Origin of the sequence: Sorangium sp. So ce327, assembly GCF_051530205.1 — a bacterium.
Lineage (GTDB): Bacteria > Myxococcota_A > Polyangia > Polyangiales > Polyangiaceae > Sorangium > Sorangium cellulosum_B.
The window spans coordinates 7,615,066-7,641,277 of the sequence record NZ_CP150330.1 but is presented as its reverse complement, the minus strand read 5'-3'; the positions used below and the strand labels follow the sequence as shown (position 1 = coordinate 7,641,277).

The following is a 26,212-nucleotide window of genomic DNA, read 5'->3' as shown; positions in this document are numbered from 1 at the left end:
GGGCCATCGCGCCGGAGTTCACCCCATAGACACCCGCCTGCGCCGGGACTCATCGGTCGACCGGAAAAAAAGATCGCCGCCCCGATGCGGCCGGGCGCGGGGGCTACGCGGGGAGCTCGAGCGGCAGGCCGAACCGCGGGAAGAGCGTCTCGGTGTCGAGGAAGGACGTCATGCTGGCGATGCGGTCCCCCGCGAGATCGAGCACGATGAGCGCCCAGGCCCGGTGGCCGCCCTCCGGCGCCGGGCGGTACTGGGCGAACGCCGGCGAGCCGCAGGCGGCCGTCGGCACGAGCCGCGACCCGCGGCAGCCCGCGCCCCGGCCCAGCAGCCACGCGCGGATGGCGTCGGGGCCGCGGAGCCAGAGGGTGAAAGGCGGCATCGACAGGGTAGCGTCCTCGTGCAGCAGCGCCGCGAGCCGGTCCACGTCGTACTGCTCGAAGGCGGTGACGTAGCGGTCGAGCAAGGCGGACTGCGGCTCCGGCAGCGTGGCGCGCATGTCGCCGAGATCGCGGCTCGCGAGCGTCGCCCGCGCGCGCTGGAGCGCGCTGTTGATCGCGGCGACCGAGGTGCTGAGGCTGTCGGCGACCTCCGCGGCGGACCACCCGAGCACCTCGGTGAGCAGGAGCGCGGCGCGCTGCTTCGGCGGCAGGTGCTGGAGCGCCGCGACGAACGCGAGGCGGATGCTCTGGCGGAGCACCACCCGCTCCGCGGCGTCGATGTCCGCCGGGAGGGCGTGCGCGTCGGGGACGGGCTCCAGCCAGTGCGTGCGCGGGCGCGTCTGGAGCTCGTCGTCCACGGTGCCGACAGGGCCTTCCTCGAGCGGGCGCGCCCGGCGCGCGCGATCGGCCCGCGCGTCGAGGCAGACGTTCGTCGCGATGCGGTACAGCCAGGTGCGCAGCGACGATCGCCCGTCGAACTTGTCGAGGCTCCGCCAGGCGCGCACCATCGTCTCCTGGACGGCGTCGTCGGCGTCGACAACGGAACCGAGCATCCTGTAGCAGTGCCCGGTGAGCGCCGCGCGGTGTTCCTCGAGCTGGTCCACGCTCCCCGACATCGCGGCGACGGTACCATCGGCCTCCCGGCAGATCCACGGCCAATCGGCTAGGATGGGCGACCGTCAGGGCGGTGCTGGGGCGCCGCGAGCACTCCGTTCGGCGAATTAGCAAACCTGATAGCGGATATGGACGACCAGGAACTGCAGCGCAGAGTTGGCACCGTGTTGTGCGGGAAGTGGACGATCGAGCGGCTGTTGGGCTCGGGCGGCATGGCTGCTGTCTACGTCGGCGCGCACAAGATCGGGCGGCGAGATGCCATCAAGATCCTCCACCCCGAGATCGCGCGCATGCCCGAGCTGCGCGCGCGGTTCGATCAGGAAGCGCAGGCCGTCAATCGATTCGTCCATCCCGGCGCGGTGGAAATACGCGATATCGACACGACAGCGGACGGCTGCCCGTTCCTCGTCATGGAGCTGCTCGATGGTGAGTCGCTCGCCGGGTACGGAAGGCGCATGGGCAGGATGGACATGGCCGAGCTGCTGGCCATGGTGGACGGGCTGCTGGACGTGCTGGCAGCGGCCCATGCGCACGGCATCATCCACCGCGACATCAAGCCAGACAACCTGTTCCGCCTCCGCGACGGGCGCCTGAAAGTGCTCGATTTCGGCGTCGCCCGCGTCAGGCAGGCCGCGGCCGACTACGTTCGGACGCGCACGGGAACGACGCTCGGCACGGTCGCCTACATGCCGCCGGAGCAAGTCAGGGGCGACGAGATCGATGCGCGTGCCGACCTGTTCGCGGTCGGAGCGACGATGTTTCGTCTGATCACGAAGCGGCGCATCCATGACGCGAGCTCCGACACCGATCTGGTCGTCAAGATGGCCACGCTGCCCGCGCCGCCGCTCGCGAGCGTCGCTCCGGAGACCCCGCAGTGGGTGTGTGCCGTCGTCGATCGCGCGCTCGCGTTCGATCGAGGCGAGCGCTACCCGAGCGCGACGGTCATGCAGCAGGACGTGCGCGCGGTCCTGGCCGGTCAACCGCCCGCTTTTGCTCTCCGGTTCGGCGCGGCCGGGCTTCCCGCCCCCGCGGCGGATCCGCTCAGCACCGCCACGACGGTGTGGAGGCCACACGGGCTCGCCCCCTCACCGGCGGCATCGGCGTTCTCCCAGGCGACGCAGTGGACGGCGACCACGGTACGTGGACGGAGGCTGCGATGGGCCGTGCTGGCGTTCCCGCTGCTCGCCGCAGGCGTGCTCGCCGCCGTGGTTCTCCGTGCGGTGAACGTCGAGCCCGACGCGAGATCGCCGGGGGCGACCGGCGCGCAGCGACCGGCGGCCTCACCGCCCGCCAAGGTTCCTGGCGGTCCGGCGGCGGATCGCCTGCTGGCGAAGGCTCCGGATCCCGGCCCCGAGAAGAAGGGCGACACGAGAGCTCACCTCCCTGGCCCACCGAGCCGCGGCCCCGAGGAAGGGCGCGTCGCGTCGCAGCGGACCAGCTGTATGCAGACAAACGACTGCGATCACGTGTGCGATGAACCGTGCCAGATTGCTTGTCAGGACGGGAGCGTCTGCGACATCGGGGCGCGCCGAGACGCGCTGGTCAACTGCATGGGATCGGGGATGCACAAGATCTGGTGCGAAGGCGATTGCTCGGTCAATTGCATGACGAGCGCTCCCTGTCTGGTGTACTGCACGCCTGGCTCTGATTGCGTCATCGGCACGTGTCTCGGGCAGATAGAAGCCTGTCCTGGCAACGTCATGGCGTGCGGGGCCCCATGCCCCGACTGATCGTCGCGTCGCGCTGCGGGGTCGTGCGTGACGGCGTTTGGACGAGCTCAGCGTGGTGTAGACAATGGTCCACAGTCGAGTGAGCTCGTTGCAGCTGGTGACCTTTCGCGATCGCTCCTGGTGAACGGGATGGTACCATCCGCCCGTTCGATGGACGACGAGGAGCTCGCAGCGCGGCGTATCGGCACCCAGATCGGAACCTGGACGGTGGAGCGCGTGCTCGGTTTCGGCGGGATGGCGAGCGTCTTCCTTGGCCGGCGCGCTGACGGCCAGGTCGCGGCGCTGAAGGTCCTGCACCCGTCGCTGAGCCAGATCGAGGAGCTCCGGAAGCGCTTCCTGCGCGAGGGCCCGATCGGCAGCGCCCTGGCGGCTGTCGGCCCGCTCTGCGAGGGGCTGCCGCTCGTGCTGGAGTCGGGCGTCGCGGACGACGGCGCCGCTTACCTTGCGATGGAGGTGCTCGAGGGCGAGACGGTCTTCGACCACATGGCCCGGGTGGGGACGCTCGCGGTGGGCTATGTGCTGGCGCTCGCCGAGCGGGTCCTCGATGTGCTGGTCGTGGCGCACGCGCACGGCGTCGTTCACCGGGACATCAAGCCTGAGAACCTGCATATCGGGAGCGATGGGCGGGTGAAGGTGCTCGATTTCGGGATCGCCCGCGTGCTCGATCCGCTTCCTTTCGGGATGGGGGAGCTGCCGGAGAAGACGGCCACGAAGACGGGCGTGGCGCTCGGCACGTGCGAGTACATGGCGCCAGAGCAGGCGAGGGGGATGGTCCGCGAGATCGACGGCCGGGCCGACGTCTTCGGCCTGGGCGCCACGATGTTTCGGCTGCTCTCCGGTCGCTCGATCCACGGCCACATGGCTGAGGCGCGCCTGCTCATCGCCGCGGCGACGGCGCGGGCGCCGTCGCTCGCGCAGTGCGCGCCGGACGTGCCCTCGGAGGTGTGCGACGTCGTGGATCGTGCCCTCGCGTTCGACAAGGTCGAGCGTTACCCGGACGCGGCGACGATGCGCGCCGACGTCCGCGCGGTGCGGGCGGGCCGCCTGCCGCCCTACGTCGTGGCCGTCGAGGAAGGGCGGATCCCGGCGGGGGCCCCGCTTCCCCGTCGCTGAGGGAGCCCACCTCGCGAAGGGCGCCCTGCGCGGCCGTGGCGCGCGTCAGCGGAGGGGGGACGAGCCGACGGGGCTCATGGAGCTGCCGTCGAGCGACGAGCCTGCTCCCTCGATGTGGCCATTCTGCGTCTCTGTCAGCTGAGCAGGATGGCGATCAAGAGCGCGACGCTGAGCAAGAGCGATACGACGATGGACGCAATGAGCCACGGCCGCATCGCCGGCGAATTCCACCTGGACGCGAGCGATGTCGCGCTCGTCTGGTGCCCCGGAGCACCGGGCTGCATCGCAACGGTGGGCTCGATCTGCCTCGGCGCGTTCTCCATCGCCGCAATGGCCCCGTCGATGGCCGCGATCACGTTCGTAGCCGTCGGATAGCGCTGGATCGGGTCTCGCTGGACGAGCCGCATCACGAGCGCCTCCACGTCGGGGCGGAACCCTGCTCCCGGAGCACGCTGGCGGAGCGGGGGCGCATCCTCGAGGAGCCGCTTCCGGAAGGAAGATTGGCCGTCGCTCGCGTCGAACGGGCTTCTCCCGGACAGCATTTCGTACAAGATGATTCCAAGCGCATAGAGATCTGCGCGCGCATCGACGGCATCCATGCCGCGCACGGCCTCCGGCGCGAGATAACTGAGCGTGCCGAGGACCTGGTCGGCGGCGGTGAGGTCCTGGCCTTTCCGCGCGGCCTCGCGGCTCTCCGTGGACAGGAGCTCCACGTTCACCTTGGCGAGGCCGAAGTCGATGAGCTTCACCTGATCATGGGCGCCGAGAAGGATGTTCTGCGGCTTCACATCGCGGTGCACGATCCCCTTCGCGTGCACCGCCTCCAGAGCAGACGCAATCTGCCGCGCGATGTGGAGCGCGCGTCGCGCGGGGAGCGGCGCCGAGGCGATCACGTCCTGGAGCGGGGTGCCCTCGACATACTCGAGGACGAGAAAATGCGACCGATCCGCGAGCTGACCGAAGTCGCTTGCCGAGACCACGTTCGGATGCTGGATATGCGCCCCCGCGATCGCCTCGCGCTCGAACCGCGCCACCATCTGGGGGAGGTTCCGGGCGCCCGGCTGGAGGACTTTGATCGCGACCTGCTTGCGGAGGTGCACCTGCTCGCCGCGGTACACGGCTCCCATGCCGCCCTCCCCGATGAGCTCGTGGACGCGGTACCGCTCCGAGATCAAGCTCCCGATCAGCGCTGGCGCTCTGTCGTCTGAGCGCACCAACGTGGGTGCGTCGTCCGACCACGGCCGCGCCGAAGTCTCGATTTCTTCCACCAGCGCCGAGCTTGTGAGCTCAACGACGGATGCATCGCGTTGTTTCCCGAGCATCGGCACCGTGACGTCGTCGGTGCTCGAGCGCCCATTGGGTGGGATTGTCCCCGGCATGCCGAGGACTGTACACGCACAGAGGCGCTGAGAGCGGAGGAAGCGCGCCGCCGTCCGAGTGGACATCCTGCTCAGTCCACCCTCCAGACGGAAAAGCTGTGCAGTTCCGCGATGTTCGTGGATCTGGCTCCGTACGCCGACGTCAGCCTACAAGGATGTCCACAGCGCATCGAACCGCAGCTCGCTGGTCGCCGCCCGCATCGCCGGAACCTCCAGCCCCGCCCCGAAGGCGCGATGAAGACATCGGGGGCGGGCGATCGAAGAGCTGGGCGGCTGCGTGCTCTCCGGCACACCGGCACGGTACAAGACAAGGCCGCCGCTGCTCACAAAGCTATTGCCATTGAAGCTCGGAGGGGTGGTAGGCTTTGAGGCCGTCAATCGGGATGGGCCCATCAGGGGTGCCGCTGCACACTTTGATGCCCTCGTCATTCGTGCGTACGGGATAGGCGTGTTTCAGCTTCGACGTGACGCAAAATGGATATTTGCCGTCTTTGACGAGGAGGCGATACTTGCCGTCGGAGGCGGGCCGGCGCGTCGACGGGGGCCCAGCGGTCGAGGATGGCGGGGATGGCGGGGACGGCGTGCTGGTGGTGGAAGACGCGGCCATCGTGCGAGAGCTGCCGCTCTCGTTGTCCTCTTGCGATGTCTCATCGTTCGCGTTCTCACGGGTGTCGTCGGCGGAGTCTCGCGAACGAACAACCAAGAAGACGGCGGCGAGGCAAACGGCGACAGCAAACGAGCCAATCACTGCAATGATCAAGAAGGGCGAATTCGAGCTCGCTCGTGGGCTGGTGGCAGCGGATTGAGGCGGCACGGGTACGACCATCGGCGCCTGCATCGCTTGGCCGGCGGCAGGAGCGGCCATCGTCGGGGCATCGACGCTGATTGGAGACGACACGTCGGTCCGGATCGACACTGGGGCTGGCGCGTGAGGGGCAGCATGGGTGGCCAGAGCTCGCTCGATGTCTTCGCGCATGGCGCGGGCCGTTGGATAGCGACGCGATGGATCGAAGGCGAGCGCGCGATCGACGATGGCGCAGACCTCTGGGCTGACAGAGGGGGCAACGGTGCGCAGGGCCGGCGCAGGCTGCGTCGCCATCTTGATGAGGAGCTCGCTTTCCATGGAGCCCTCGTGCACATGTCGTTTTGTCAGGACTCGAAACATCGTCGCGCCGATGGCGAAGACGTCGGCCCGCCCATCGATCTGGCCGCCGGTGAGCTGCTCGGGCGACATGTAAGGTATGGTCCCGAGCATCGCGCCGGTGCGTGTATGAACATTGGAGCCGCCCTGTTGCATTCGAGCGATCCCGAAGTCGAGGACCTTGACGCCGCCTGAAGAGGTCAAGAACAGATTGTCAGGCTTGATGTCTCGATGGACGATGCCGAGCCCGTGCGCGACATCGAGCACCTCGAGCACGGTCGAGATGACGCGGAGCAGCTCGCGCTCCCCGATGCCGCCGGAGCTGTGGGCGCGCTTGCCGAGCGATTCACCGTCGAGCAGCTCCATCACCAGGAACGGCGAGCCATCCTCGCTCGTGTCGATGTCGAGGACATTGACGGCTGCGGGGTGACCGAGCTGGTTTACCGCGAGCGCCTCTTGCTCGAACCTGGCTCGAAGCTCCTTCGAGACCGCGATTTCCGGGTGGAGGATCTTGATCGCGCAGCGCCGGCCGATCCTGTGTGTCGCCTCGTAAACCGCAGCCATCCCGCCGACGCCGATGAGCGAATCGATGCGCCATTTGCCCCGGAGGACCGTTCCGATGCGTGCTGTGCAGTGTGCCAGCTGGGGATCATCATTCATCGAGGTTCAGGCTCCAATGTATCCCGGATGCGAGGAGCCGAACAACATGCTCGGCGTGGCCATGGGGAGCGCCGGCGCACGCCCTCGCGCTTGCCTCCCCGGCACAGGCCTGCTGGTTGCCGACAGCACGTTGCTGGAGGCCTCCGGGGCGCTTCGGCATGCGACCGCTGCGCACGGGCGATCTCAGCAGCGCCCGCGGGCGGGATCGCGGCGGTTCGCCTCCGCGACATCGTCCCGCCAGGGATCGCTGGCGCGCGGAGTTAGGCGCGCTCGCGATCCAGCCCCGGGTCCGCGCCCGAGCCGCAAGCGCTGCGCCGGCGGCTTTCCGCGCTCCGCGGTTCGCGCGAGCATGCGGGCATGAGCATCGACCGCGCCGTGCTGGAGCAGCTCGATCGGGTCGGCGCCCGCCTCTCCGAGGGCAAGGCGCTCCGGCTGCTCGACGACATCGCCTGGCCTCGCGAGGTCGAGGAGCGCTTCTTCGCCGCCGGCGAGGATCACCTCCCCGAGGTCGAGCACCGCGTCGATCGTGACGGGCTCGCGCGGCGCATCGCCGAGCTGCGTGAGCTCCTCGGCTCGATCGACGGCGACGCGCCGGCGCTCGACTGGCTGAGGGACAACGTCCGCGCGCAGATCCAGGCCGCGGAGCTGCTCGAGGCGGCGGGGACCCGCGAGTTCGCCGAGCGGTCGCGGGCGCTCTACGGCGGCGCGCGCTCGCGGTTCTTCGGCGGCGAGGTCCGCAACATCGACCTCGCCGAGCACCTCACCGCGCGCCTGCGCGTCCACGGCTGGGACGAGGCCAGCGATCCCGACGAGGAGCCGCTCGACGCCGGCGCGCTCCGGGATCTGCTCGCCGCCCGCGTCGCCGCGCGGACGCCGCCGCTCGACATCGAGATCGTGCTCGACCCGCGGATCACGGCCAAGGTGGTGGCCGGCATGAGCCGCGTCCGCATCCGCCCGGAGGCCACGTTCGCGTCCTGGGAGGCCGAGGGGCTGTGGCACCACGAGGTGGAGACGCACGCGCTCACCGCGCACAACGGCGCGGCGCAGCCGCGGTGCGCGTTCCTGCGGTCGGGCGGCCCCCGCACAACGCGCACGCAGGAGGGGCTCGCCATCTTCGCCGAGCTGTACAGCCGCTCGCTCTCCATCGGCCGCCTCACCCGGCTCGCCGAGCGGGTGCGGCTCGTGGACATGGCCGAGCAGGGCGCGAGCTTCCTCGATCTCTACCGGTACCTGCGCGAGCGCGGCGCCGGGCGCCGCGACGCCTATTTCGACGCCCAGCGCGTCTGCCGCGGCGGGCTCGTCGAGGGCGGCGCGCCCTTCACGAAGGACGCCTGTTACCTGGCCGGCCTGCTCGAGGTCTACGCCTTCCTGGCCGCGGTCCTGCGCGGCGGCCTGCGCGACGAGGTGGAGCTGCTCGTCTGCGGCCGGATCGCGCTCGACGACATCGCCGTGCTGGCGGAGCTGCGCGCGGCCGGCGTGCTGGAGCGGCCGCGCTACCTGCCGGGCTGGCTGCGCGCCTGGCAGACGTTGCTGCCCTATTTCGCGTTCACCTCGTTCATGGATGGCATCGACCTCGGCCCGGTGGAGCGGCACTTCCAGGAGCTGCTCCGCGTGGCCGCCGAGGCGCGGCCGGTCGGGGACGGGGAGGGGAGCAAGCGCCGCGGCCGGCCGCGGGAGGGGTGAGCGCGCCGCGATCGCGGGCGCAGGCCGGGCGAGCGGGACGTGGCGGATGTCTCTGCGCCACGGTTGAGGTATGCCGCTCGTCGATGGGACGAGTCCATTCCCCTTTCGCGCATCCCTTCGCGCCCCCGGCGCGCGCGTCTTCCACTTCCGCGGCCGCGGTGCGCCGCCGCCTCGTCGCGTGGGCGCTCGCCCTTGCCGGCGCGGTGCTCGCGTCGAGCGCGGCCGCGCAGGCGCCGGCGGAGGGCGCGGAGCGCACGCCGCCCCCGCAGCTCGCGCCCTCCGCGCCCCCTGCCGCGCCGGCCGCGGAGGAGCTCCCGCCGCAGGCCATGTGGGAGGCGACGGTCGCTGCGTACGAAGCGAGGATCAAGGCGCTCAAGTACGAGGCGGACACCATCCACGATTTTGTTGAAGACGAAGACATGCGCGACGCCCACGGGCGCCAGATCGAGCTGGAGATCGAGGCGACGAAGAGAGAGCTCCGCAACTTCATGGAGCGGACGACCGAGCGGAACAGCACGGTCATGATGGTCTCGGGGATCGTCCTCGCGAGCCTCGGAGCAGCCGCCCTCGTCACCGGCGCCGTGCTGATCACCGCGAACCACGACGAGGCCGCCGCGAAGCACCGTGACACGTACACGGTGGCCGTGGCGACGGCGGTCGGGGGCGCGGCCGCGGTTGGCGTCGGCCTGCCGCTCTACGTGATCGGCAAGAAGCGGGTGCTGCGGGGAGGGCTCGATATGCGCGGGCTGGCCGCTGCGCGCCTCCTCGTCGGTCCGGGCGCCGTCGCCGCGTCGCCTGGAGCGGTCCCCCTCGGCGTGGGGCTGCGCATCGCGTTCTGAGCGGTGGCTCGGCGCGCCCGTGCGAGCTCCTGTGGCTCGTGAGGTGGAGGAGAAGCGGAAGCCGAATCGGAAGCAAAAGAGGACACGAACGCTCCGCGAGCACAGCGCGAGATCACCACGCGTACAGCTCTCCTCCACAGACGCAGAAAGTGCTGGGCGATCTCTGGCTCCGGTGCTAGCGTTGCCTTCGACGCGTCGCCCGCGTCAATCATGGACACTTTCGTCTGATACCACCGCTCCGTCACGCGGCCCCGAAGGGGAAGCGCCTGTTGCCCAGGTAGGCACGGCGCCCTTCTGTTGCCGCGCGTGAGCAGCCACGACAGCCGCCCGCGGAACCCCGCGCGAGCGTGGTCGTGTGCTCGTGGGGACGGAGCGTGGCCAAGCTGCGAACGAGTCCGATGCGCTGGAGGTCGTTGACCTCGCGGTCGCAGGCCCTCGCTCGCTGGCCGCTCGCGCGAAGCACCGAGCCGGATGGTTCGTGGCGCGGCGGGCCGACTCGCCATCTCTCCTGACGGCGAGGCGCTGATGCGCCTCACCAGGGGGCGTGTGGTGATGCGGACCGCCCTGCCCCGGCGATGCGTGGAGGTGCGTCCATCGCGCGAGAGCGCCAGTCGAGCGGCCTTTGGGCGGCGTCCGGGGCCAGCGTCCGTCGCGGCATCGATCTGTCTACGTGTCTGCAATCCGGGGTCCTACGATGAATGGAGGGTGTATGAGAGCTGGTTCTTCGAAGGGTTCGTTCAGCCTTGGTGCTCTTTCTGCCGTGGTGATGAGTGATCGAATGGAGGATTCCATGACCGAGCGACCCGTCCATCTCCCCGAGCCCGCCCTGCAGCTCGGCTCGGCCAAGACGCCCGAGCGGCGCCCGCCGCAGACGGGGCATGTCCCCGCGCCGAAGCCCGCGCACCGGGAGCCCCGCCCGCCGAGCAAGCTCCCGAACCAGGATCGCTCCCGGCCGGCGCTGAACATCCCGCAGCGCCGCCGCATGGGCGTGCAGCGGTAGATCCGCTGCCGCTCCGGCGCCGGAGCGCCGCGAACGGGCGGCGGCCCGGCCGTGCGCGCCGGCGGCGTGGAGCCGGAAGGCCTAGACTTCCGCGACTCCACGCCGTCCGGCTGCGCCATGGCGGCTCCGATCGTGATTGGGCCAGGGCGAGGGCTGCGGTAAGACCTCGCCACCCGCGCGGCCCGGGCAGCCTGTGGCCGCGCAGAGGCCCGATCATGATCCAAGCCGAACCGTTCGAAGCCCGCCTCGTCGCCGTCCGGCCTCTCAGCCCCTTCGTGCGAGAGCTCTCGTTCGAGCGCGCTGACGGCAGGGCGTTCCTGTTCGAGGCCGGGCAATGGGTCAACCTCATCCTCCCGCTCCCGGGCGGTGAGGTGAAGCGCGCCTACTCGATCGCCTCTGCCCCCGACGGTTCGCCTCGCTTCGATCTGGCGGTCACCCGCGTGGAGGGCGGGGCCGGCTCGGAGTACCTGCACCGGCTGGAGCCCGGCGCGACGCTCCGCGCCGTCGGTCCGCACGGGCTCTTCACGCGCGATCCCGGGAGCCCTGCGCCCTCGCTGTTCGTCGCCACCGGCACCGGCGTCACGCCGCTCCGGAGCATGCTGCGCGCGTCGCTGCGCGCCGGGGCGGCCGCGCACCTGTGGATCCTGTTCGGCGCGCGCTTCGAGGAGGACATCATCTACCGCGACGAGCTCGAGGCGCTCGCGCGCGGCTCGGACCGGATCCGCTACGAGATCACGCTCTCGCGCGGCGGCCCGTCCTGGTCGGGCCGCCGCGGCTACGTGCAGGCGCACGTGCCCGAGCTCTACAGGGAGCTGGCCGGGGCGAGCGGGGATCCGGCCCCGCATGTCTTCATCTGCGGCCTCGATCGGATGGTCTCGTCCGTGCGCGAGCTCGCCCGCGGCGAGCTCGGCGTCCCCCGCAAGCACGTCCACGTCGAGCGCTACGACTGAGCCGCCGTCCCGGCGAGCGCGTCCGCGTCGAGCGCCGCGACGGAGCCGCCGGCCTCTCCAGGACGGAGCCGCCGATCTCTGGCGGACGCGAGCGCGGATCGCCCTCCGGTGACGCGGCGCGCCTTGAGCGTTACCCTGGGTACGACGTAGGATGCGCGCCCCCGCGGGCGGTACCTGCGGGGTCAGTTCTGCAGGTGATCACGTGACGACCAAGAAGACGTTCCGCACCATCGATCCAGCGACGCTCCCGAAGCATTTCGACTCGCCCGTCGCCGAGCAGCGCCTGGCCGACGCGTGGGAGGCCGACGGGACGTACCGTTATGACCCCTCGCGCCCCCGCGAGGAGACCTTCGTGGTCGACACGCCTCCGCCGACCGCCTCGGGCTCGCTGCACATCGGCCACGTCTTCAGCTACACGCACACGGACGTCATCGTCCGGCAGCGCCGGATGCTCGGCTTCAACATCTTCTATCCCATGGGCTGGGACGACAACGGCCTGCCCACCGAGCGGCGCGTGCAGAACTATTTCCACGTCCGCACGGACGTGCGCACGCCGTACGAGCGCGGCCTCTCGCTGCCGCAGGCGGCGCCGGAGGCGCTCAAGAAGGAGCAGCCGCGCATCGTGTCGCGGCCGAACTTCATCGAGCTCTGCCACAAGGTCACGCGCGAGGACGAGCAGGTCTTCAAGGCGCTCTTCCGCCGGGTGGGCCTCTCGGTCGACTGGCAGTACGAGTATGCCACCATCGATGATCACTGCCGCAGGACGGCGCAGCTGTCGTTCCTGGATCTGCACGAGAAGGGTCACCTCTACTCGGTCTTCGCGCCCACGATGTGGGACGTCGATTTCCAGACCGCTGTCGCCCAGGCGGAGGTCGAGGATCGCCCGCAGTCCGGCGCGTTCCACGACATCGCGTTCGCGGTGGAGGGCACGGGCGAGCAGCTCGTGATCGCCACGACGCGCCCGGAGCTCCTGGCGGCCTGCGTGGGCGTGACGGCGCACCCCGAGGATCCGCGGTATCAGCACCTCTTCGGCAAGACGGCGCTCACGCCGATCTTCCGCGCGCCGGTGCCCATCTTCCCGAGCACGCTCGTGGATCGCGAGAAGGGCACGGGCATCCTGATGGTCTGCACCTTCGGCGACGCGACGGACGTGATCTGGTGGCGGGAGCAGAAGCTCCCTCTCCGGCAGATGCTCGGCAAGAACGGCCGACTCCTCCCGGTGACGTTCGGGGAGGGCGACTTCCAGAGCCGCGACCCGGCCGCCGCGAACGCGGCGTATGCCCCGCTCCAGGGCAAGGGGGTGAAGCAGGCGCGCACGGCCGTCGTCGAGCTCCTCCGCCGCGAGGAGCACGCGGCGGCGCCCGGCACGGGCCCGGCGCTGCGGGGTGAGCCGAAGCCGATCGAGCGGGCGGTGAAGTTCTTCGAGAAGGGCGATCAGCCGCTCGAGTTCGTGCCCACGCGGCAGTGGTTCGTCCGGCTCTCCGACAAGAAGGAAAAGCTCCTCGAGTTCGGCGACAAGATCGAGTGGCACCCGGATTTCATGCGCCTCAGGTACCGCAACTGGACCGAGGGGCTCCAGGGCGACTGGTGCATCAGCCGCCAGCGGTATTTCGGCGTGCAGTTCCCCGTCTGGTATCCGCTCGACGCCGAGGGCAACCCGGATCACGGTAGGCCGCTGCTCGCGACGCGCGAGGTGCTCCCGGTCGATCCGACGGTCGACGTGCCGCCCGGGTACGACGCGTCCCAGCGGGACGAGCCGGGCGGCTTCACGGCGGAGTCCGACGTGTTCGACACGTGGTTCACGAGCTCGCTCACGCCGCAGATTAGCTCGCACTGGGGCCTCGACGAGGGGCGCCACGCGCGGCTGTTCCCGGCCGATCTGCGCCCGCAGGCGCATGACATCATCCGGACGTGGGCGTTCTACACGATCGCGAAGGCGATGCTGCACGAGGCGTCGGTGCCGTGGCGTCATATCGCGATCTCCGGGTGGATCCTCGACCCCGATCGCAAGAAGATGTCGAAGAGCAAGGGCAATGTCGTGACGCCGATGCACCTCTTGGACAACTACTCGTCGGATGCGGTCCGCTACTGGTCGGCGAGCGCGCGGCTCGGCACGGACACGGCCTTTGACGAGAAGGTGCTGAAGATCGGCAAGCGCCTCGTCACGAAGATCTGGAATGCGGGCAAGTACGTGCTCAGCCAGTCTGCGGAGGTCCATCCGGTCTCCGAGGAGCTGGATCGGGCGTTCTTGCACAAGCTGTCGGCGGTGGTGGCGGACGCGACGCGCTCGTTCGAGGCGCAGGAGTTCGCGGCGGCGCTCGAGCGGACGGAGGATTTCTTCTGGCGCTGGTTCACCGACGCTTACCTGGAGCTGGCCAAGGCGCGGGCGCGCGGCGAGGGCGGCGCCGGTGATGCGGCGCGGGGCTCGGCGGTGGCTGCGCTGCGGCTCGGGCTCTCGGTGCTGCTGCGGCTGTTCGCGCCGGTGCTCCCGTACATCACCGACGAGGTCTGGGCCTGGGTGTACGCGGAGGAGACGGGGCAGCGGTCGATCCACCGGGCGAAGTGGCCGGCGGCGGGCGATTTCGCGGAGGTCGCGGCGCCGGCGGACGCGGGGCTCCTGGAGCTGGCGGCTGCGGCGATGGCGGCGGTCAACAAGCGGAAGAGCGAGCTCGGCGCGAGCGTGGGGCGCGTGGTGACGGATCTGGCGCTGGGGGCGAACGCGGCGACGCTGGCGCGGCTGAAGCCGGCGGTGGGGGACGTGCTCGCGGCAGTGCGGGCAGGGAAGCACGAGCTCGTGGAGCGGGCGGAGCTCGCGGACGGCGAGGTCGTGGTGGTGCGCTGCGAGCTGGAGGTGGCGGCTGCGGCGGCGGCCGGAACGGGGGAGGCGGCGGCGGCCACGGAGTAAGTAGCACGGTATCGAGATAGGCCCGGCCCTCGCGGAGGGAGCACGCTGCGCGGCGCGCGCACGGGCTGAACTCGCCTGAGACGTCCTGTGCCCGTCGCGCGGAGCGAGCCGGGCACAGGACGTCAAATGGGCTCAGACAACAGCCCGTGCGCGCGCCGCGCGGCGTGCTCCCTCCACGAGGGCCTACGGCTTTGCTGTAGGGACGAAAGAGCGCGGCGGCATTTCAGGGCACGTGGACCCCGGGACGTCGAGGGGAACCCAACGCTTGGATGATGGAAAACAACCTGCGTTTGTGGTGAGCTGTGCCGGTCGTGCGCGAGAAATCGGCATTCGGGGGGCTCGCGCGAAGTACCTAAAGAAGGGCGATGCGCGCTTCGGACGTCGTCGGGGATCGGTTCGAGATCGAACGGCTCGCCGGATCCGGCGGGATGGGGGACGTGTACCGTGCGCGCGACCGGCGGTCGGGGGAGGTGGTCGCGCTGAAGGTGCTGCAGAGCGCGAACGTACGCGACCTGAGCCGGCTCTCGCGCGAGGCTGAAGCGCTCATCACACTCCGGCTGCCAGGGGTCGTGCAGTATGTGGCGCACGGAATGACCGCCACGGGGCGGCCCTACCTGGCCATGGAGTGGCTCGATGGCATCACCCTGGACGTGAGGCTCGCTCGAGGATCGCTCTCGATCGCCGAAAGCGTGATCCTGGCAGCACGGGTGGCGGCGACGCTCGGCGCGGTCCACCAGCTCGGGATCATCCACCGCGATCTGAAGCCGAGCAACCTGATGCTGGTGGGCGGCGCGGTCGAACGCGCCGCGCTGCTCGACTTCGGCATTGCTCGGGATATCCGGCTTGCGCGGAGCCTGACGGCGCCAGGCGCGATCCTCGGCACGCCGGGGTACATGGCCCCCGAGCAGGCGCGCGGCGAGCCGTCCGTCGATGCCCGCGCGGATGTATTCGCGCTCGGCTGCATGCTGTTCGAGTGCCTCGCGGGGCGCCCGCCGTTCCTGGGCGACAACGCGCTCTCGCTCCTCATGAAGGTCGTGCTGGAAGAGCCGCCGCGGCTCGGGGAGCTCTGCGACGGCGTCCCCGAGCCGCTCGAGCGCCTCGTGGCCCGGATGCTGGCGAAAGAGGCGGCGCAGCGGCCGCGCGACGGCGTCGCCGTCGCTGAGGAGCTCGCAACCCCAGCGCGAGCAGGGCTCCCCGTCGGAGCGAGCGAGACGGCGGAGCCGTCCGCTCCGCTCGTGGAGATCACGACGGCAGAGCGCCGGGTCATGTGCGTCATCCTGGCGGCCGACGGCAGCCCGGAGACGGACGCCACGCTCTCGGAGGCCGAGGGCGCCGCGCGGTTGGAGGCGCTGCGCGATATTGCGGGGCGGCACGGCGGGCGCATCGAGCTCCTCCAGTCGCAGTGGCTGCTCATCGCGCTGTCCGGCGCCGAGGCCCCGACGGATCTCGCCGCGCGCGCGGCTCATTGCGCGCTCGCGCTGCGGGCGGAGCTCGGCGGCGTGCCTATGACCATCGCCACGGGGCTGGCAGAGGTCGCCGGCCGGCTGCCGGTCGGAGCGCTGATCGATCGTGTCGTTCAGCTTTTCTCGCGGTGTACCCGAGCGGCGGGGTCGGGCATCCGGCTCGACAGCGCGACGGCGGGCTTGCTCGCCAGCCGCTTCGACACGATGCAGGGGGCCGAAGGATCGTGGCTGCGGGGGCCGAAGGAGGAGCCGGAGACCATCCCCACGCTCCTCGGTAAGCCAACGCCGTGCGTCGGGCGAGAGCGCGAGCTCGCGCAGCTCTCGACCGAGTGGCGCCATTGCGTGGACGAGCCCACCGCGAGCGCCGTGGTCGTCGTGGGCGCGCCGGGCCTCGGCAAGTCGCGCCTCGCCTGGGAATTCCTCCGCGCCCTCAAGGAGGCCGGCGGCGCGGTCGAGGTCTTGATCGGCAGGGCCGATCCCATGGCTGCCGGCTCCGCGTTCGGCCTGCTCGCTCAGGCGCTCCGCCGCGCCATGGGCATCCTCGATGGCGAGCCGCTCGATGTGCGGCGGAGCAAGGTGCTCGCCCGGGTCGAGCAGCTCGACAGCCTCGGGGGCAAGAGCCCCCACGTCGCGGCGTTCCTTGGCGAGCTTGTCGGCGCGCCGTTCCCCGACGAGCGCGATGTGCAGCTCCACGCGGCGCGACGGAATTCACTGTTGATGGGCGACCGCCTTCGCGAGGCATTCGAGGATTTCGTGAAGGCCGAGTGCCAGCGGCGGCCGGTGCTGCTCGTGCTGGAGGATCTGCACTGGGGCGACCTGCCCACGGTGACCCTGGTCGACGCCGCGCTCCAGCACGCCGCGGATCTGCCGTTTTTCGTGCTGGCGCTCGCCCGCCCGGAGGTCCACGAGCTGTTCCCGGCGCTCTGGAGCGAGCGCAAGGGCCTGCGGCTCCGCCTCGCGCCGCTGCCCCGGCGCGCGAGCGAGCGGCTCGTGCGCGAGGTGCTCGGCGACGGCGTGGGCGAGGGTCAAGTGGACGAGCTGCTGGCGCGCGCCGAGGGCAACGCGTTCGTGCTGGAGGAGCAGATCCGCGCGGTCGCTGAGGGCCGGGGCGAGGGCATGCCCGAGACGGCGCTTGCGATGGTGCAGGCGCGGCTCGAGGCGCTGGGCATCGAGGAGCGCCGCGTGCTGCGGGCGGCGAGCGTCTTCGGCGAGACGTTCTGGGACGGCGGGGTCGCAGCCCTCGTGGGCGGCGTGCCTGTTGCGCGGCGGCTCGCCGAGCTCGCGCGGCGGGAGCTCATCGTGCGACGGCACGACGCGCGCATCGCGGGCGAGGTGGAGTATCGGTTCCGGCACGCGCTGGTGCGGGAAGCCGCGTATGGCATGCTCACCGAGCGCGACCGCCGCGTCGGCCACGGCCTCGCAGGCGACTGGCTGGACCGCGCCGGCGGCGCGGACGCGATGTCGCTGGCCGAGCATTTCGAGATCGGTGGCGCGCAGGCGCGGGCGGCGGAGGCGTACCTTCGTGCGGCCGAGGAGGCGCTCCGGGGCGGCGATCTCGGTGCGGCGATCGTGCGGGCCGACCGGGGTATCGGCTGTGGCGCTGCGGGGGACACCGCCGGCAGGCTCCGGCGTGTCCAGGCGGAGGCCCATGTCTGGCGCGGCGATCTCGTGCTCGCCGTGGAACGGGGGAGTGAAGCGTTGGCCCAGGTGGAGCGCGGCTCGGCCGCATGGTTCTCGGCCATCACCCCCGTGATATGGGCCGCGTTCAAGCTGGGTCGACTAGATGATGTCGACCGCTGGATGACCGAAGCGGCGAACGTTGCTGCTCGCGACGACGCGCAGGGCGCAAAGCTCCGCTGCCTGTCTGCCGGCGCGGCCAATCTGACGCTGGCCGGACGGTACGCCGAAGGCGCCGCGCTGCTCGATCTCGTAGAGCGCGCTCTCGCGAATGTGGAAGTGCGAGATCTCGAGGTGGTCGCGCACCTCAACGACGCGCGCTCGGCGTATGCGGTCTGCACTGGTGATCTGGGCGCCGGTGCTGCCAGTCTGGAGGCCGCGTTGCTCGCCTTCGAGCGAGCCGGCGACCATCGCAATGCATGCAGTGCTCGCACCAACCTGGGTTCCACCTACGCCGAGGTTGGCGATTTCGAGAGGGCGGAGTCCCTGATACGCACAGGATTGGCGGAGGCTGACCGGATGCACCTGCACGAGCTGAAACTCGGCATCGAGAACATCCTCGCGCAGGTTCTCGCGTCCCGTGGTCGGCTCGCCGACGGGCGCGTGCTCGCCGAGTCCGTGGGCACGTCGAGCCGGCGAGCGGGCATGGTGCGACAGGAGCTATGTGCTCGCTGTTACATCGCGAAGATCGCCTCCGCCATGGGCGATTTCGATGCTGCCGAGCGTGCCGCGCGCGCCGCGGTGGCGCTCTCTCAGAGCGCGCCGACGCTCGCCGTGCAGGCTACTGCTGTACTTGCGCGCGCGCTGCTCGGGCTCGGGCGCATCGACGAGGCGATGCGGGCTGCCGCCGAGGCGAGCTCGCGGCTGGCCGAGTTCGGCACCGTGGAAGAAGGCGAGTCGCTCGTCCGACTCACCTATGCTGAGGCGCTCGCCGCGAGCGGCAGACAGGCGGAGGCTACCGCCGCGATCGCGTCAGCCAGGACGGCGCTGCTCGCGCGTGCCGAGAAGCTTAGCGACCCGACCTGGCGGGAGCGCTTCCTCCGCGACGTGCCGGACAATGCCCGTACGCTCGAGCTCGCGCAGCAGTGGCTTGGCGGCTGAGCGATCGGGTGCTGACCGAGACGGATGCACCCTGCTCACAGGCCATGTCCCGGTGCACCACGAACGTCATCGGAGGGCCAGCGGTTGAGGTTGAGGCCAAGCGAGGTGCGCACCGCGGGGCCGGGGCGCTGACCACGCGGCCATCAGGACATGCGGGGCGGCCATCAGGACATGCGCGGCGACCATCAGGACACCTCGCGCGTTCCTCTACGGGGGTACGAGCGGAGCCCGGCGCGTGCCGCGCGCGTCCTCTCGCCCGCGCGGCCGGCGTCGGGGCCGGAAGGCACGTCGAGGGCGTCCCGGGACAGCTCCTGAACGACGAGCGCGCTCAGGCGCGAATGACGACGACCTCGCGACCGGCAGGGGTCAACGCGAGCTCGCGGCGCGTGCGCTCGGCGATGGGGGGCTGTCCCGCGCGCTGGTCGAAGAGGATCAGCCATCCGCGCTGGAGCTCCAGCCCGGCGAGGTACTCATCCAGCTGGGCAAGCCCCTCGGCAAGGGGATCCGGGCGGCCGTCGCGCCAGACCTTGAGCTCGATCGCGAGCGTTTCGCCCGCATAACGGACGCAGAGATCCATCCTGCCCCGGCCGATGGCGTACTCGCGATCGATGGTGCCGCCGCCGTTCACGACGCGGTGGAGGAAGGCCATGACCACGAGGTGCGGGGCGATCTCGTGGTAGGGCGCCGCCCTGAGCAGCGGCTCACCGTGCTGGCGCCAGAAGGAGAGAAAGGCGTCGAGGAGGCGATCGGCGTCGAGGCGGCCGTCCTGAGTGAGCCAGGTCGCCGGGATGCGCGGCAGCGAGTCGCGCACCCCGCTCGCGAGCTCACGGACGATGATCTCGCGGTAGATGGGGTTGGCGATGACGAGACCGCCTTCCGCCGTTCGGCGCACGAGGCCCAGGTCGACCGCGAAGCGCCGGTCGTCTTCGGGCACATCGCCGAGGGTGGTGCCGGCGAGCATGGGCTCGATCACGGCGCGGATGCGCGGCTGGCGCAGCCGGTCCACCAAGCTGTCGAGGTGCGTGTCCTGCCGCTCGATGAGGATCTCCCTGGCGCGATCGACGTCCGCGGCCGTGATGGGCAGCGCGCGATCCTTGACCAGGACATCGACGAGCTGGCGGGCGAGCGCGTTCACGAGCCATGGCTGACCCTGGGTGAGCTCGAAGGCCCGATCCACGGCGTCCGGATGGAAGACCTGGCCGGTTTCGGCCGTGTGCTGGGCGTAGAGCGCCGCGACCTCGTCGTGCGTGAAGTTGCGCAGGGTGAGGGACTCGACCTTGATGTTGAAGGGGCTCGACGTCCCGAGCCTGTCGCTGCCGCCGGACGTGACCTTGTAGTCGCGCACATCGCGCAGGCCGACGAGCGCGAGCGCGTGCGGGAAGTCACTCGGGCGATCGGGATAGCCGCTGCGGATCTGGCGCAGCAGGGAGACGAGCGTCGCGTCGCGCAGGGCGTCGGCCTCATCGAGGAAGACGACGAGCGGACGCGGCGCAGCCTTGGCCCAGGCGCGCAGTGCCGCTCCGATGCGCTGGCCGGGGGGGGCATCGGGGAACGGTGGCGGCCGCAGATCGGCCGGGAGCTGCGAGCCGGCGGTGCCGCGCCATTCGGCGAGCATCGCGAGCTCGGCTGCGCCAGGGTCGTCGGGGAAGGGAGCGCCGATCTCCGCCGAGACGAGGACCGCCACATAGCGCCCTTCGGCCGTGAGATCCCGGGCGAGCGTACGCAGCGAGGTCGTCTTGCCGATCTGCCGCGGCGCATGCAGGACGAAGTAAGCCTTGCGATCGACGAGGTCGCGCACCCCGGGCAGGCGCTCCTCTGGCGGGAGCATGTAGTGATCGGCCGGATTGCAGGGGCCTGCCGTGTTGAACCAGCGGTGCATCGCGGCGGTGAGCCTAAGGGCGGCGGCTCCGGGTGGCCAGCGTGGCGACGCCGGCGGCGTTCGCCCGGCGGCGGCGAACCTCGATGAGATAGGATGTGCGGCAATGTCGAACGGGCGATTCGGAAGCGGCGCGGCGGGGCTGGACGCGATGCGCCGCGCCTTGCAGCGCGGCGACGGCTGGGCCCTCGACGACGACCGCATCAAGGCCTCCAAGGATCTCGACGCGGCCAACCTGCAGCCGACCGTGACCGGCTTCCTCGCCGGCGCCGCCGAGGGGGAGACGCTGCTCGTCTACTTCGCGGCCACGGCCTCGACCAGCGTCCGGCGGCGCGGCCCGAGGTGTTCGAGCCGGGGCCATGGAAGAGCGGCCAGGTCCAGCGCCTCGGTGTGCCGCTCAAGGACCTCGAGCCCGGCGATTACCGCGTCGAGGTCGAGCCTTGCCGGGCGGGAACGGAGCGCGGCCACGAGCCTCCATCGACATTCCGGATCCGACTCGGCGGCTGAGATCACGCCGCGCGCTGCCCTGCGCGGCCGGCCAGGACCTCGATGCCCGGGCACCAGAACGCGCCGTGGTCGCGAATGTCCCCGGACGCCCGGGCACCAGAACGCGTCGTGGTCGCTCTGCGATCCAGGTGCCGAGACAGACCACACCTTGGGATGATCGTGGTGTAGATTACATTTTGCTCCCGGCAGGGTGCCGTGGTCCCGCGGGGGAGGGCCGTCGCCGGAGGCCCGTGTGAACGACATCGCAGACGCAATGCGCGATTTGGACGTGGTCGAGGAAAGGTTCGAGATCGAGCGGTTCGCCGGAAGCGGCGGGATGGGCGACGTCTATCGCGCGCGTGACCGGCGGTCGGGGGAGGCGGTCGCGCTGAAGGTGCTCCAAGGCGCGAGCGCGGGCGATCTGCGCCGGTTCGCGCGGGAGGCGAAGGCGCTCGTCACGCTCCGGCTGCCAGGGGTCGTGCGGTACGTGGCGCACGGGACGACGGCCGCAGGACAGCCGTACCTGGCGATGGAATGGCTGGAGGGCGTAACGCTGGAGCAGAGGCTCGCTCAAGGGCCGCTCTCGATGGCGGAGAGCGTGACGCTGGCGGCGCAGGTGGCGACGACGCTGGGCGCGGTCCACCGGCAGGGCATCGTCCACCGCGACCTGAAGCCGAGCAACCTGATGCTGGTGGGCGGCGCGGTCGAGCGAGCGACGCTGCTCGACTTCGGCATCGCGCGCGAGCTCTGGCTCACGCAGAGCCTGACGGCGCCCGGAGCGATCCTCGGGACGGCCGGGTACATGGCCCCCGAGCAGGCGAGCGGCGAGGCGCCGGTGGACGCCCGGGCGGATGTGTTCGCGCTCGGGTGCGTCCTGTTCGAGTGCCTCGCGGGGCGCCGGCCGTTCCTGGGCGACAACCTGCTGTCGCTCCTCGTGAAGGTCGTGCTGGAGGAGGCGCCGCGGCTCGGGGAGCTGCGCGACGGCATCCCCGAGCCGCTCGAGCGCCTCGTGGCCCGGATGCTGTCGAAGTCGGCGGAGCAGCGGCCGCGCGACGGCGCCGCGGTCGCGGCGGAGCTGGCCGCCTTCACCGGGGAGGGGCTCGCCGCGGGAGGGAGCGCGGTCGCGGCGCCGCGCGCGCCCGGCGAGGAGATCACGACGTCGGAGCGGCGGGTCATGTGCGTCATCCTGGCCGCCCATGGCAGCGAGGAGACCGACGCCACGCTGGCGGAGGCCGATGGGGTCGCGCAGGCCCAGGCGCTGCGGGACATCGCGGCGCGCCACGGCGGGAAGCTCGAAGTCCTGCGGTCGAAGTGGCTGCTCATCGCGCTGTCGGGGGCCGAGTCTCCGACGGACCTCGCGGTGCGAGCGGCCCATTGCGCGCTCGCGCTCCGGTCCGTGATTGGGGGCGTGCCCATGTCGGTCGCGACGGGGCTGGCGGCGATCGAGGGGAGGCTGCCAGTCGGCGAGCTGGTCGATCGGGTGGCCCAGCTGATCGTGGGGCGCGACGGCCCGCCGTCCGGGGGTATCCGGCTCGACAGCGCGACGGCGAGCCTGCTCGCGAGCCGCTTCGAGACCGTCCAGGGCCCGGACGGGTGCTGGCTGCGCGGCCGGAAGGAGGAGCCGGACACGGTGCCGAGGCTGCTCGGGAAGCCGACGCCGTGCGTGGGGCGCGAGCGAGAGCTCTCGCAGCTCGCGGCCGAGTGGCGCCATTGCGTGGACGAGCCCGCGGCGAGCGCGGTGGTCGTCGTGGGGGCCGCGGGCATGGGCAAGTCGCGCCTCGCCTGGGAGTTCCTGCGCGTCATCGAGGAGCAGCGCGAGGCCGCCGAGGTCTGGATCGGCAGGGCCGATCCGATGGCGGCCGGCTCGGCGTTCGGCTTGCTCGCCCAGGCGCTCCGCCGCGCCATGGGGCTGCTCGACGGCGAGGCGCTGGAGGTGCGGCGGAGCAAGGTGCTGGCGCGGGTAGAACGGCTCGACGGGCTCGGGAGCAAGGGGCCGCACGTGGCGGCGTTCCTCGGCGAGCTGGTGGGGGCGCCGTTCCCTGACGAGGGCGATGTGCAGCTGCAGGCGGCGCGTCAGAGCCCGGTGCTGATGGGCGACCGCATCCGCCAGGCGTTCGAGGACTTCGTTCGGGCCGAGTGCGAGCGGCAGCCGGTGCTGCTGGTGCTGGAGGATCTGCACTGGGGCGACCTGCCGACGGTGCGGCTGATCGACGCGGCGCTCCAGCACGCGAGGGACCTGCCGCTGCTGGTGCTGGCGCTGGCGCGCCCCGAGGTGGACGAGCTGTTTCCGGAGCTGTGGCGCCAGCGGGTCGGGCTCCGGCTGCGGCTCGCGGCGCTGCCCCGGCGCGCGAGCGAGCGGCTGGTGCGGGAGGTGCTGGGCGACGGCGTGAGCGCGGCGCAGGTGGACGAGCTGCTGGCGCGCGCCGAGGGCAACGCGTTCGTGCTGGAGGAGCAGATCCGGGCGGTGGCCGAGGGGCGGGGCGAGGGGATGCCGGAGACGGCGCTGGCGATGGTGCAGGCGCGGCTGGAGGCGCTGAGCGTGGAGGAGCGGCGGGTGCTGCGCGCGGCGAGCGTGTTCGGCGAGACCTCGTGGGAGGGCGCGGTCGCGGCCCTGGTGGGCGGGGCGCCGGTGGCGCAGCCGCTCGCGGAGCTCGGGCGGAGGGAGCTGTTGGTGCGGCGGCGCGAGGCGCGGATCGCGGGCGAGGTGGAATACGAGTTCCGGCACGCGCTGGTGCGGGAGGCGGCCTACGGCATGCTCACCGAGCGCGACCGCCGCGTCGGGCACGGGCTTGCGGGCGACTGGCTGGCGCGGGCTGGCGGGGCGGACGCGACGGCCTTGGCGGAGCACTTCGAGCTCGGCGGGGCTCCAACGCGGGCGGCGGAGGCGTACCTGCGCGCGGCGGAGGAGGCGCTCCGGGGCGGCGATCTCGACGCGGCGATCGCGCGGGCCGACCGGGGTATCGGCTGCGGCGCGGCCGGGGACGCCGCCGGCAGGCTCCGCTGGGTCCAGGCGGAGGCTCATGTTTGGCGCGGCGATCTCGCGCTGGCCGCGGAGCGGGGGAGCGAGGCGCTGGGCCTGGTGGAGCGCGGCTCGGCCGCATGGTTCTCGGCCATCATCCCCCTCCTATGGGCCACGTCGAAGCTGGGTCGACTGGATGTCGTCGGTCGCGTGACGACCGAGGCGGTGGACGTGGCTGCCTCTGGCGACGCGCAGGACGCGAAGCTCCGCTGCCTGTCCGTGGGCGCGAACGCGCTGGCGCTGGGGGGGCGGTACGCCGAAGGCGCCGCGTTGCTCGATGTGGTCCAGCGCGCCCTCGCGAGCTCGGAGACGAGGGATCTGGAGGTGGTCGCGCACATCCACGACGCGCGCGCGGCCTATGAGATGTGCAGGGGCGACCTGGGCTCCTGTGCAGGCAGCCAGGAAGCGGCGTTGCTCGCCTTCGAGCAGGCTGGTGATCATCGCAACGCGCTCAGCGCCCGGGCGAGCCTGGGCGCCGTGTGCATGGAGCTCGGCGACTTCGAGGCGGCCCAGTCGATGCTGCGGGCAGCCGTGGAGGCGGCCGACCGGATGCACCTGGACGAGCTGAAGGTTTCTGTGCAGGCCAACCTCGCGCAGGTACTCGGGTACCGTGGTCAGCTCGCCGAGGGGCGGGCGCTCGCCGAGGAGGCGGTCGCGTCGAGCCAGGGTGCCGGCATGGTGCGCACGGAGCTGTTTGCTCGCTGCTACCTGGCGAAGATCGCCTTCGCGATGGGGGATTTCGAGGCCGCCGAGCGCGAGGCGCGCGCCGCCATCGCGCTCTTCGAGAGCGCGCCGACGCTCTGCGTGCAGGCCTTCTCCATCCTCGCGCGCGCGCTGCTCGGGCTCGGGCGCACCGACGAGGCGATGCAAGCTGCCGCCGAGGCGAGCGCGCGGCTCTCGGAGTTTGGCACGCTGGAAGAGGGCGAGTCGCTCGTCCGCTTGACCTATGCCGAGGCGCTCGCGGCGAGCAGCCGGCGCGCCGAGGCCGAGGTCGCGATCACGTCGGCCAGGACGGCGCTGCTCGCGCGCGCCGAGCAGCTCAGCGATCCGACCTGGCGCGAGCGCTTCCTCCGCGACGTGCCGGACAACGCCCGCACGCTCGAGCTCGCGCGGCAGTGGCTCGGCGGCTGAGCCCTCGCGCTGCTGTCGCGCCGAACGGCGCGGGGGAAGCCGTGGCGCACGAAGCGGCGGACCGCCGTCGGCGCCGCGGGCCCCTCGCTTGCCGGCGCTTACTTCGTGGCCAGCTTCGTCAGGTCGAGCATTTCGTCGACGTCCGGCAGGACGATCAGGTCGCACCGGCGGTTCTTCTGCTTGCCGGCCGGCGTGTTGTTGCTCGCGATGGGGTCCGTGTCCGCGAACCCGGCCGCGCTCCAGTGCCTCGTCGGCAGCTGGCCCTCCTTGCCGATCAGGAACAGCAGCACGGCCCGGGCGCGCATCAGCGACAGCCCCCAGTTGTCCTGGAACGGGCCGCTCTTGTAGGGCTGGCTGTCGGTGTGCCCGGCGACCTGGTAGTCGCGGTCCACGAGCGACTTGTCGCCCCGGATGACGTCCGAGATCTTCTTCAGGATCTGCTGGCCGTCCTTGCTCAGCGTGTCCTTGCCCGAGTCGAACAGGACGTCTCCGGGCAGCGAGATGACCATCCGGTTCCTGCGGACCTGGACCTCCAGGCCGAGCTTGACGAGCTCCTCGAGCTTCTTCCGGAGCAGGTCGAACCGCGCCTGGATCGCCTCGAGCTGCTTCGCGCGCGCCTTGTACTCGGCCAGCGCCTTCTCGCGGTCCTCCAGCGTCGAGCTCATCTTCGAGATGTCGGCGCCCTGGTCCGCGAGCTTCTTCTCGAGCTCCTCGACGCGCTGCTTCGCGTCGGCGAGCTCCTTCTCGAGCTCGGCCTCCCTCTTCTGGCTCCGGTTCTGGAGCTGGTTGTACTTGTCGAGCTGCGACTTCCACTCCTGCTCGGAGTGGCCGCAGCCCGCGGCGAGCAGCGACGACAGCGCGAGGGGTAGTGCAATGAGTGTCCGGTTCATGAGCGCTTTCTCCATGGCTCCGTCGGCGGGAGCGGGATGCTGCGGGCGAGAGCGTCGCTCAGCTCGGGCGAGAGATCCAGAGGGGAGGACGGCGAGATCCCCCCGTCCGCGCGGCCG

Annotated in this window: 15 protein-coding genes; 9 read left to right on the top strand and 6 right to left on the bottom strand. The window is 71.2% G+C overall.

The window, feature by feature from the left end:
- Positions 1 to 103 precede the first annotated feature (103 nt).
- Positions 104 to 1,054, bottom strand: a complete 951-nt coding sequence (locus tag WME95_RS28570) for a sigma-70 family RNA polymerase sigma factor (RefSeq protein WP_437902513.1) — start codon at positions 1,052 to 1,054, stop codon at positions 104 to 106.
- Positions 1,055 to 1,180: 126 nt separating this feature from the next.
- Between WME95_RS28570 and WME95_RS28565 the strand changes: the two genes are divergently transcribed.
- Positions 1,181 to 2,782 (top strand): serine/threonine protein kinase, encoded by a 1,602-nt coding sequence (locus WME95_RS28565; protein WP_437902512.1) that lies wholly within the window; start codon positions 1,181 to 1,183, stop codon positions 2,780 to 2,782.
- Positions 2,783 to 2,932: 150 nt separating this feature from the next.
- Positions 2,933 to 3,895 carry a serine/threonine-protein kinase gene (locus tag WME95_RS28560; protein WP_437902511.1) on the top strand — a complete coding sequence of 321 codons (963 nt, stop codon included), beginning with the start codon at positions 2,933 to 2,935 and terminating at the stop codon, positions 3,893 to 3,895.
- 134 nt (positions 3,896 to 4,029) lie between these two features.
- Here the strand turns inward: WME95_RS28560 and WME95_RS28555 are convergent, their stop codons facing one another.
- Both WME95_RS28555 and WME95_RS28550 read right to left on the bottom strand, forming a co-directional pair.
- Positions 4,030 to 5,070, bottom strand: a complete 1,041-nt coding sequence (locus tag WME95_RS28555) for a serine/threonine-protein kinase (RefSeq protein ID WP_437902509.1) — start codon at positions 5,068 to 5,070, stop codon at positions 4,030 to 4,032.
- Positions 5,071 to 5,605: 535 nt separating this feature from the next.
- Positions 5,606 to 7,075, bottom strand: coding sequence for a serine/threonine protein kinase (locus WME95_RS28550; protein ID WP_437902508.1), 1,470 nt, complete (start codon positions 7,073 to 7,075; stop codon positions 5,606 to 5,608).
- A gap of 357 nt (positions 7,076 to 7,432) precedes the next feature.
- On the opposite strand from WME95_RS28550, the gene WME95_RS28545 reads away from it, so the two are divergent.
- From WME95_RS28545 to WME95_RS28520, 6 genes are all read left to right on the top strand, one after another.
- Positions 7,433 to 8,758, top strand: coding sequence for a flavohemoglobin expression-modulating QEGLA motif protein (locus WME95_RS28545; protein ID WP_437902507.1), 1,326 nt, complete (start codon positions 7,433 to 7,435; stop codon positions 8,756 to 8,758).
- A 158-nt stretch (positions 8,759 to 8,916) separates the two neighbouring features.
- Positions 8,917 to 9,597: a hypothetical protein gene (locus WME95_RS28540; RefSeq protein ID WP_437902506.1), complete on the top strand. Its 681-nt coding sequence runs from the start codon at positions 8,917 to 8,919 to the stop codon at positions 9,595 to 9,597.
- A gap of 790 nt (positions 9,598 to 10,387) precedes the next feature.
- On the top strand, positions 10,388 to 10,597 hold the full coding sequence (locus tag WME95_RS28535) for a hypothetical protein (protein ID WP_437902505.1): 210 nt from the start codon (positions 10,388 to 10,390) through the stop codon (positions 10,595 to 10,597).
- Between the two features lie 215 nt (positions 10,598 to 10,812).
- Positions 10,813 to 11,547, top strand: coding sequence for a ferredoxin--NADP reductase (locus WME95_RS28530; protein ID WP_437902504.1), 735 nt, complete (start codon positions 10,813 to 10,815; stop codon positions 11,545 to 11,547).
- A gap of 202 nt (positions 11,548 to 11,749) precedes the next feature.
- Positions 11,750 to 14,452 carry a valine--tRNA ligase gene (gene valS / locus WME95_RS28525; protein ID WP_437902503.1) on the top strand — a complete coding sequence of 901 codons (2,703 nt, stop codon included), beginning with the start codon at positions 11,750 to 11,752 and terminating at the stop codon, positions 14,450 to 14,452.
- A gap of 365 nt (positions 14,453 to 14,817) precedes the next feature.
- Complete coding sequence (locus tag WME95_RS28520) at positions 14,818 to 18,693, top strand: protein kinase domain-containing protein (protein WP_437902502.1); 3,876 nt, start codon at positions 14,818 to 14,820, stop codon at positions 18,691 to 18,693.
- 328 nt (positions 18,694 to 19,021) lie between these two features.
- On the opposite strand, the gene WME95_RS28515 is transcribed toward WME95_RS28520, so the two are convergent.
- Positions 19,022 to 20,572 carry an ATP-binding protein gene (locus tag WME95_RS28515; RefSeq protein WP_437902501.1) on the bottom strand — a complete coding sequence of 517 codons (1,551 nt, stop codon included), beginning with the start codon at positions 20,570 to 20,572 and terminating at the stop codon, positions 19,022 to 19,024.
- Positions 20,573 to 20,863: 291 nt separating this feature from the next.
- Positions 20,864 to 21,037, bottom strand: coding sequence for a hypothetical protein (locus WME95_RS28510; protein WP_437902500.1), 174 nt, complete (start codon positions 21,035 to 21,037; stop codon positions 20,864 to 20,866).
- Between the two features lie 292 nt (positions 21,038 to 21,329).
- Between WME95_RS28510 and WME95_RS28505 the strand changes: the two genes are divergently transcribed.
- Positions 21,330 to 25,205 carry a protein kinase domain-containing protein gene (locus WME95_RS28505; protein WP_437902499.1) on the top strand — a complete coding sequence of 1,292 codons (3,876 nt, stop codon included), beginning with the start codon at positions 21,330 to 21,332 and terminating at the stop codon, positions 25,203 to 25,205.
- A gap of 98 nt (positions 25,206 to 25,303) precedes the next feature.
- Here the strand turns inward: WME95_RS28505 and WME95_RS28500 are convergent, their stop codons facing one another.
- Entirely contained in the window at positions 25,304 to 26,095 is a 792-nt protein-coding gene (locus tag WME95_RS28500) for an OmpA family protein (RefSeq protein ID WP_012237759.1), read from the bottom strand.
- Positions 26,096 to 26,212: the final 117 nt, after the last annotated feature.

What these genes read in the sequence shown, in the direction of transcription:
- WME95_RS28565 (WP_437902512.1), top strand. Translation starts at nt 1,181, where the DNA reads ATGGACGACCAGGAACTGCAGCGCAGAGTTGGCACCGTGTTGTGCGGG.
- WME95_RS28515 (WP_437902501.1), bottom strand. Translation starts at nt 20,572, where the DNA reads ATGCACCGCTGGTTCAACACGGCAGGCCCCTGCAATCCGGCCGATCAC.
- WME95_RS28520 (WP_437902502.1), top strand. Translation starts at nt 14,818, where the DNA reads ATGCGCGCTTCGGACGTCGTCGGGGATCGGTTCGAGATCGAACGGCTC.
- WME95_RS28535 (WP_437902505.1), top strand. Translation starts at nt 10,388, where the DNA reads ATGACCGAGCGACCCGTCCATCTCCCCGAGCCCGCCCTGCAGCTCGGC.
- WME95_RS28570 (WP_437902513.1), bottom strand. Translation starts at nt 1,054, where the DNA reads ATGTCGGGGAGCGTGGACCAGCTCGAGGAACACCGCGCGGCGCTCACC.
- WME95_RS28545 (WP_437902507.1), top strand. Translation starts at nt 7,433, where the DNA reads ATGAGCATCGACCGCGCCGTGCTGGAGCAGCTCGATCGGGTCGGCGCC.
- WME95_RS28560 (WP_437902511.1), top strand. Translation starts at nt 2,933, where the DNA reads ATGGACGACGAGGAGCTCGCAGCGCGGCGTATCGGCACCCAGATCGGA.
- WME95_RS28550 (WP_437902508.1), bottom strand. Translation starts at nt 7,075, where the DNA reads ATGAATGATGATCCCCAGCTGGCACACTGCACAGCACGCATCGGAACG.
- WME95_RS28505 (WP_437902499.1), top strand. Translation starts at nt 21,330, where the DNA reads ATGCGCGATTTGGACGTGGTCGAGGAAAGGTTCGAGATCGAGCGGTTC.
- WME95_RS28500 (WP_012237759.1), bottom strand. Translation starts at nt 26,095, where the DNA reads ATGAACCGGACACTCATTGCACTACCCCTCGCGCTGTCGTCGCTGCTC.
- WME95_RS28530 (WP_437902504.1), top strand. Translation starts at nt 10,813, where the DNA reads ATGATCCAAGCCGAACCGTTCGAAGCCCGCCTCGTCGCCGTCCGGCCT.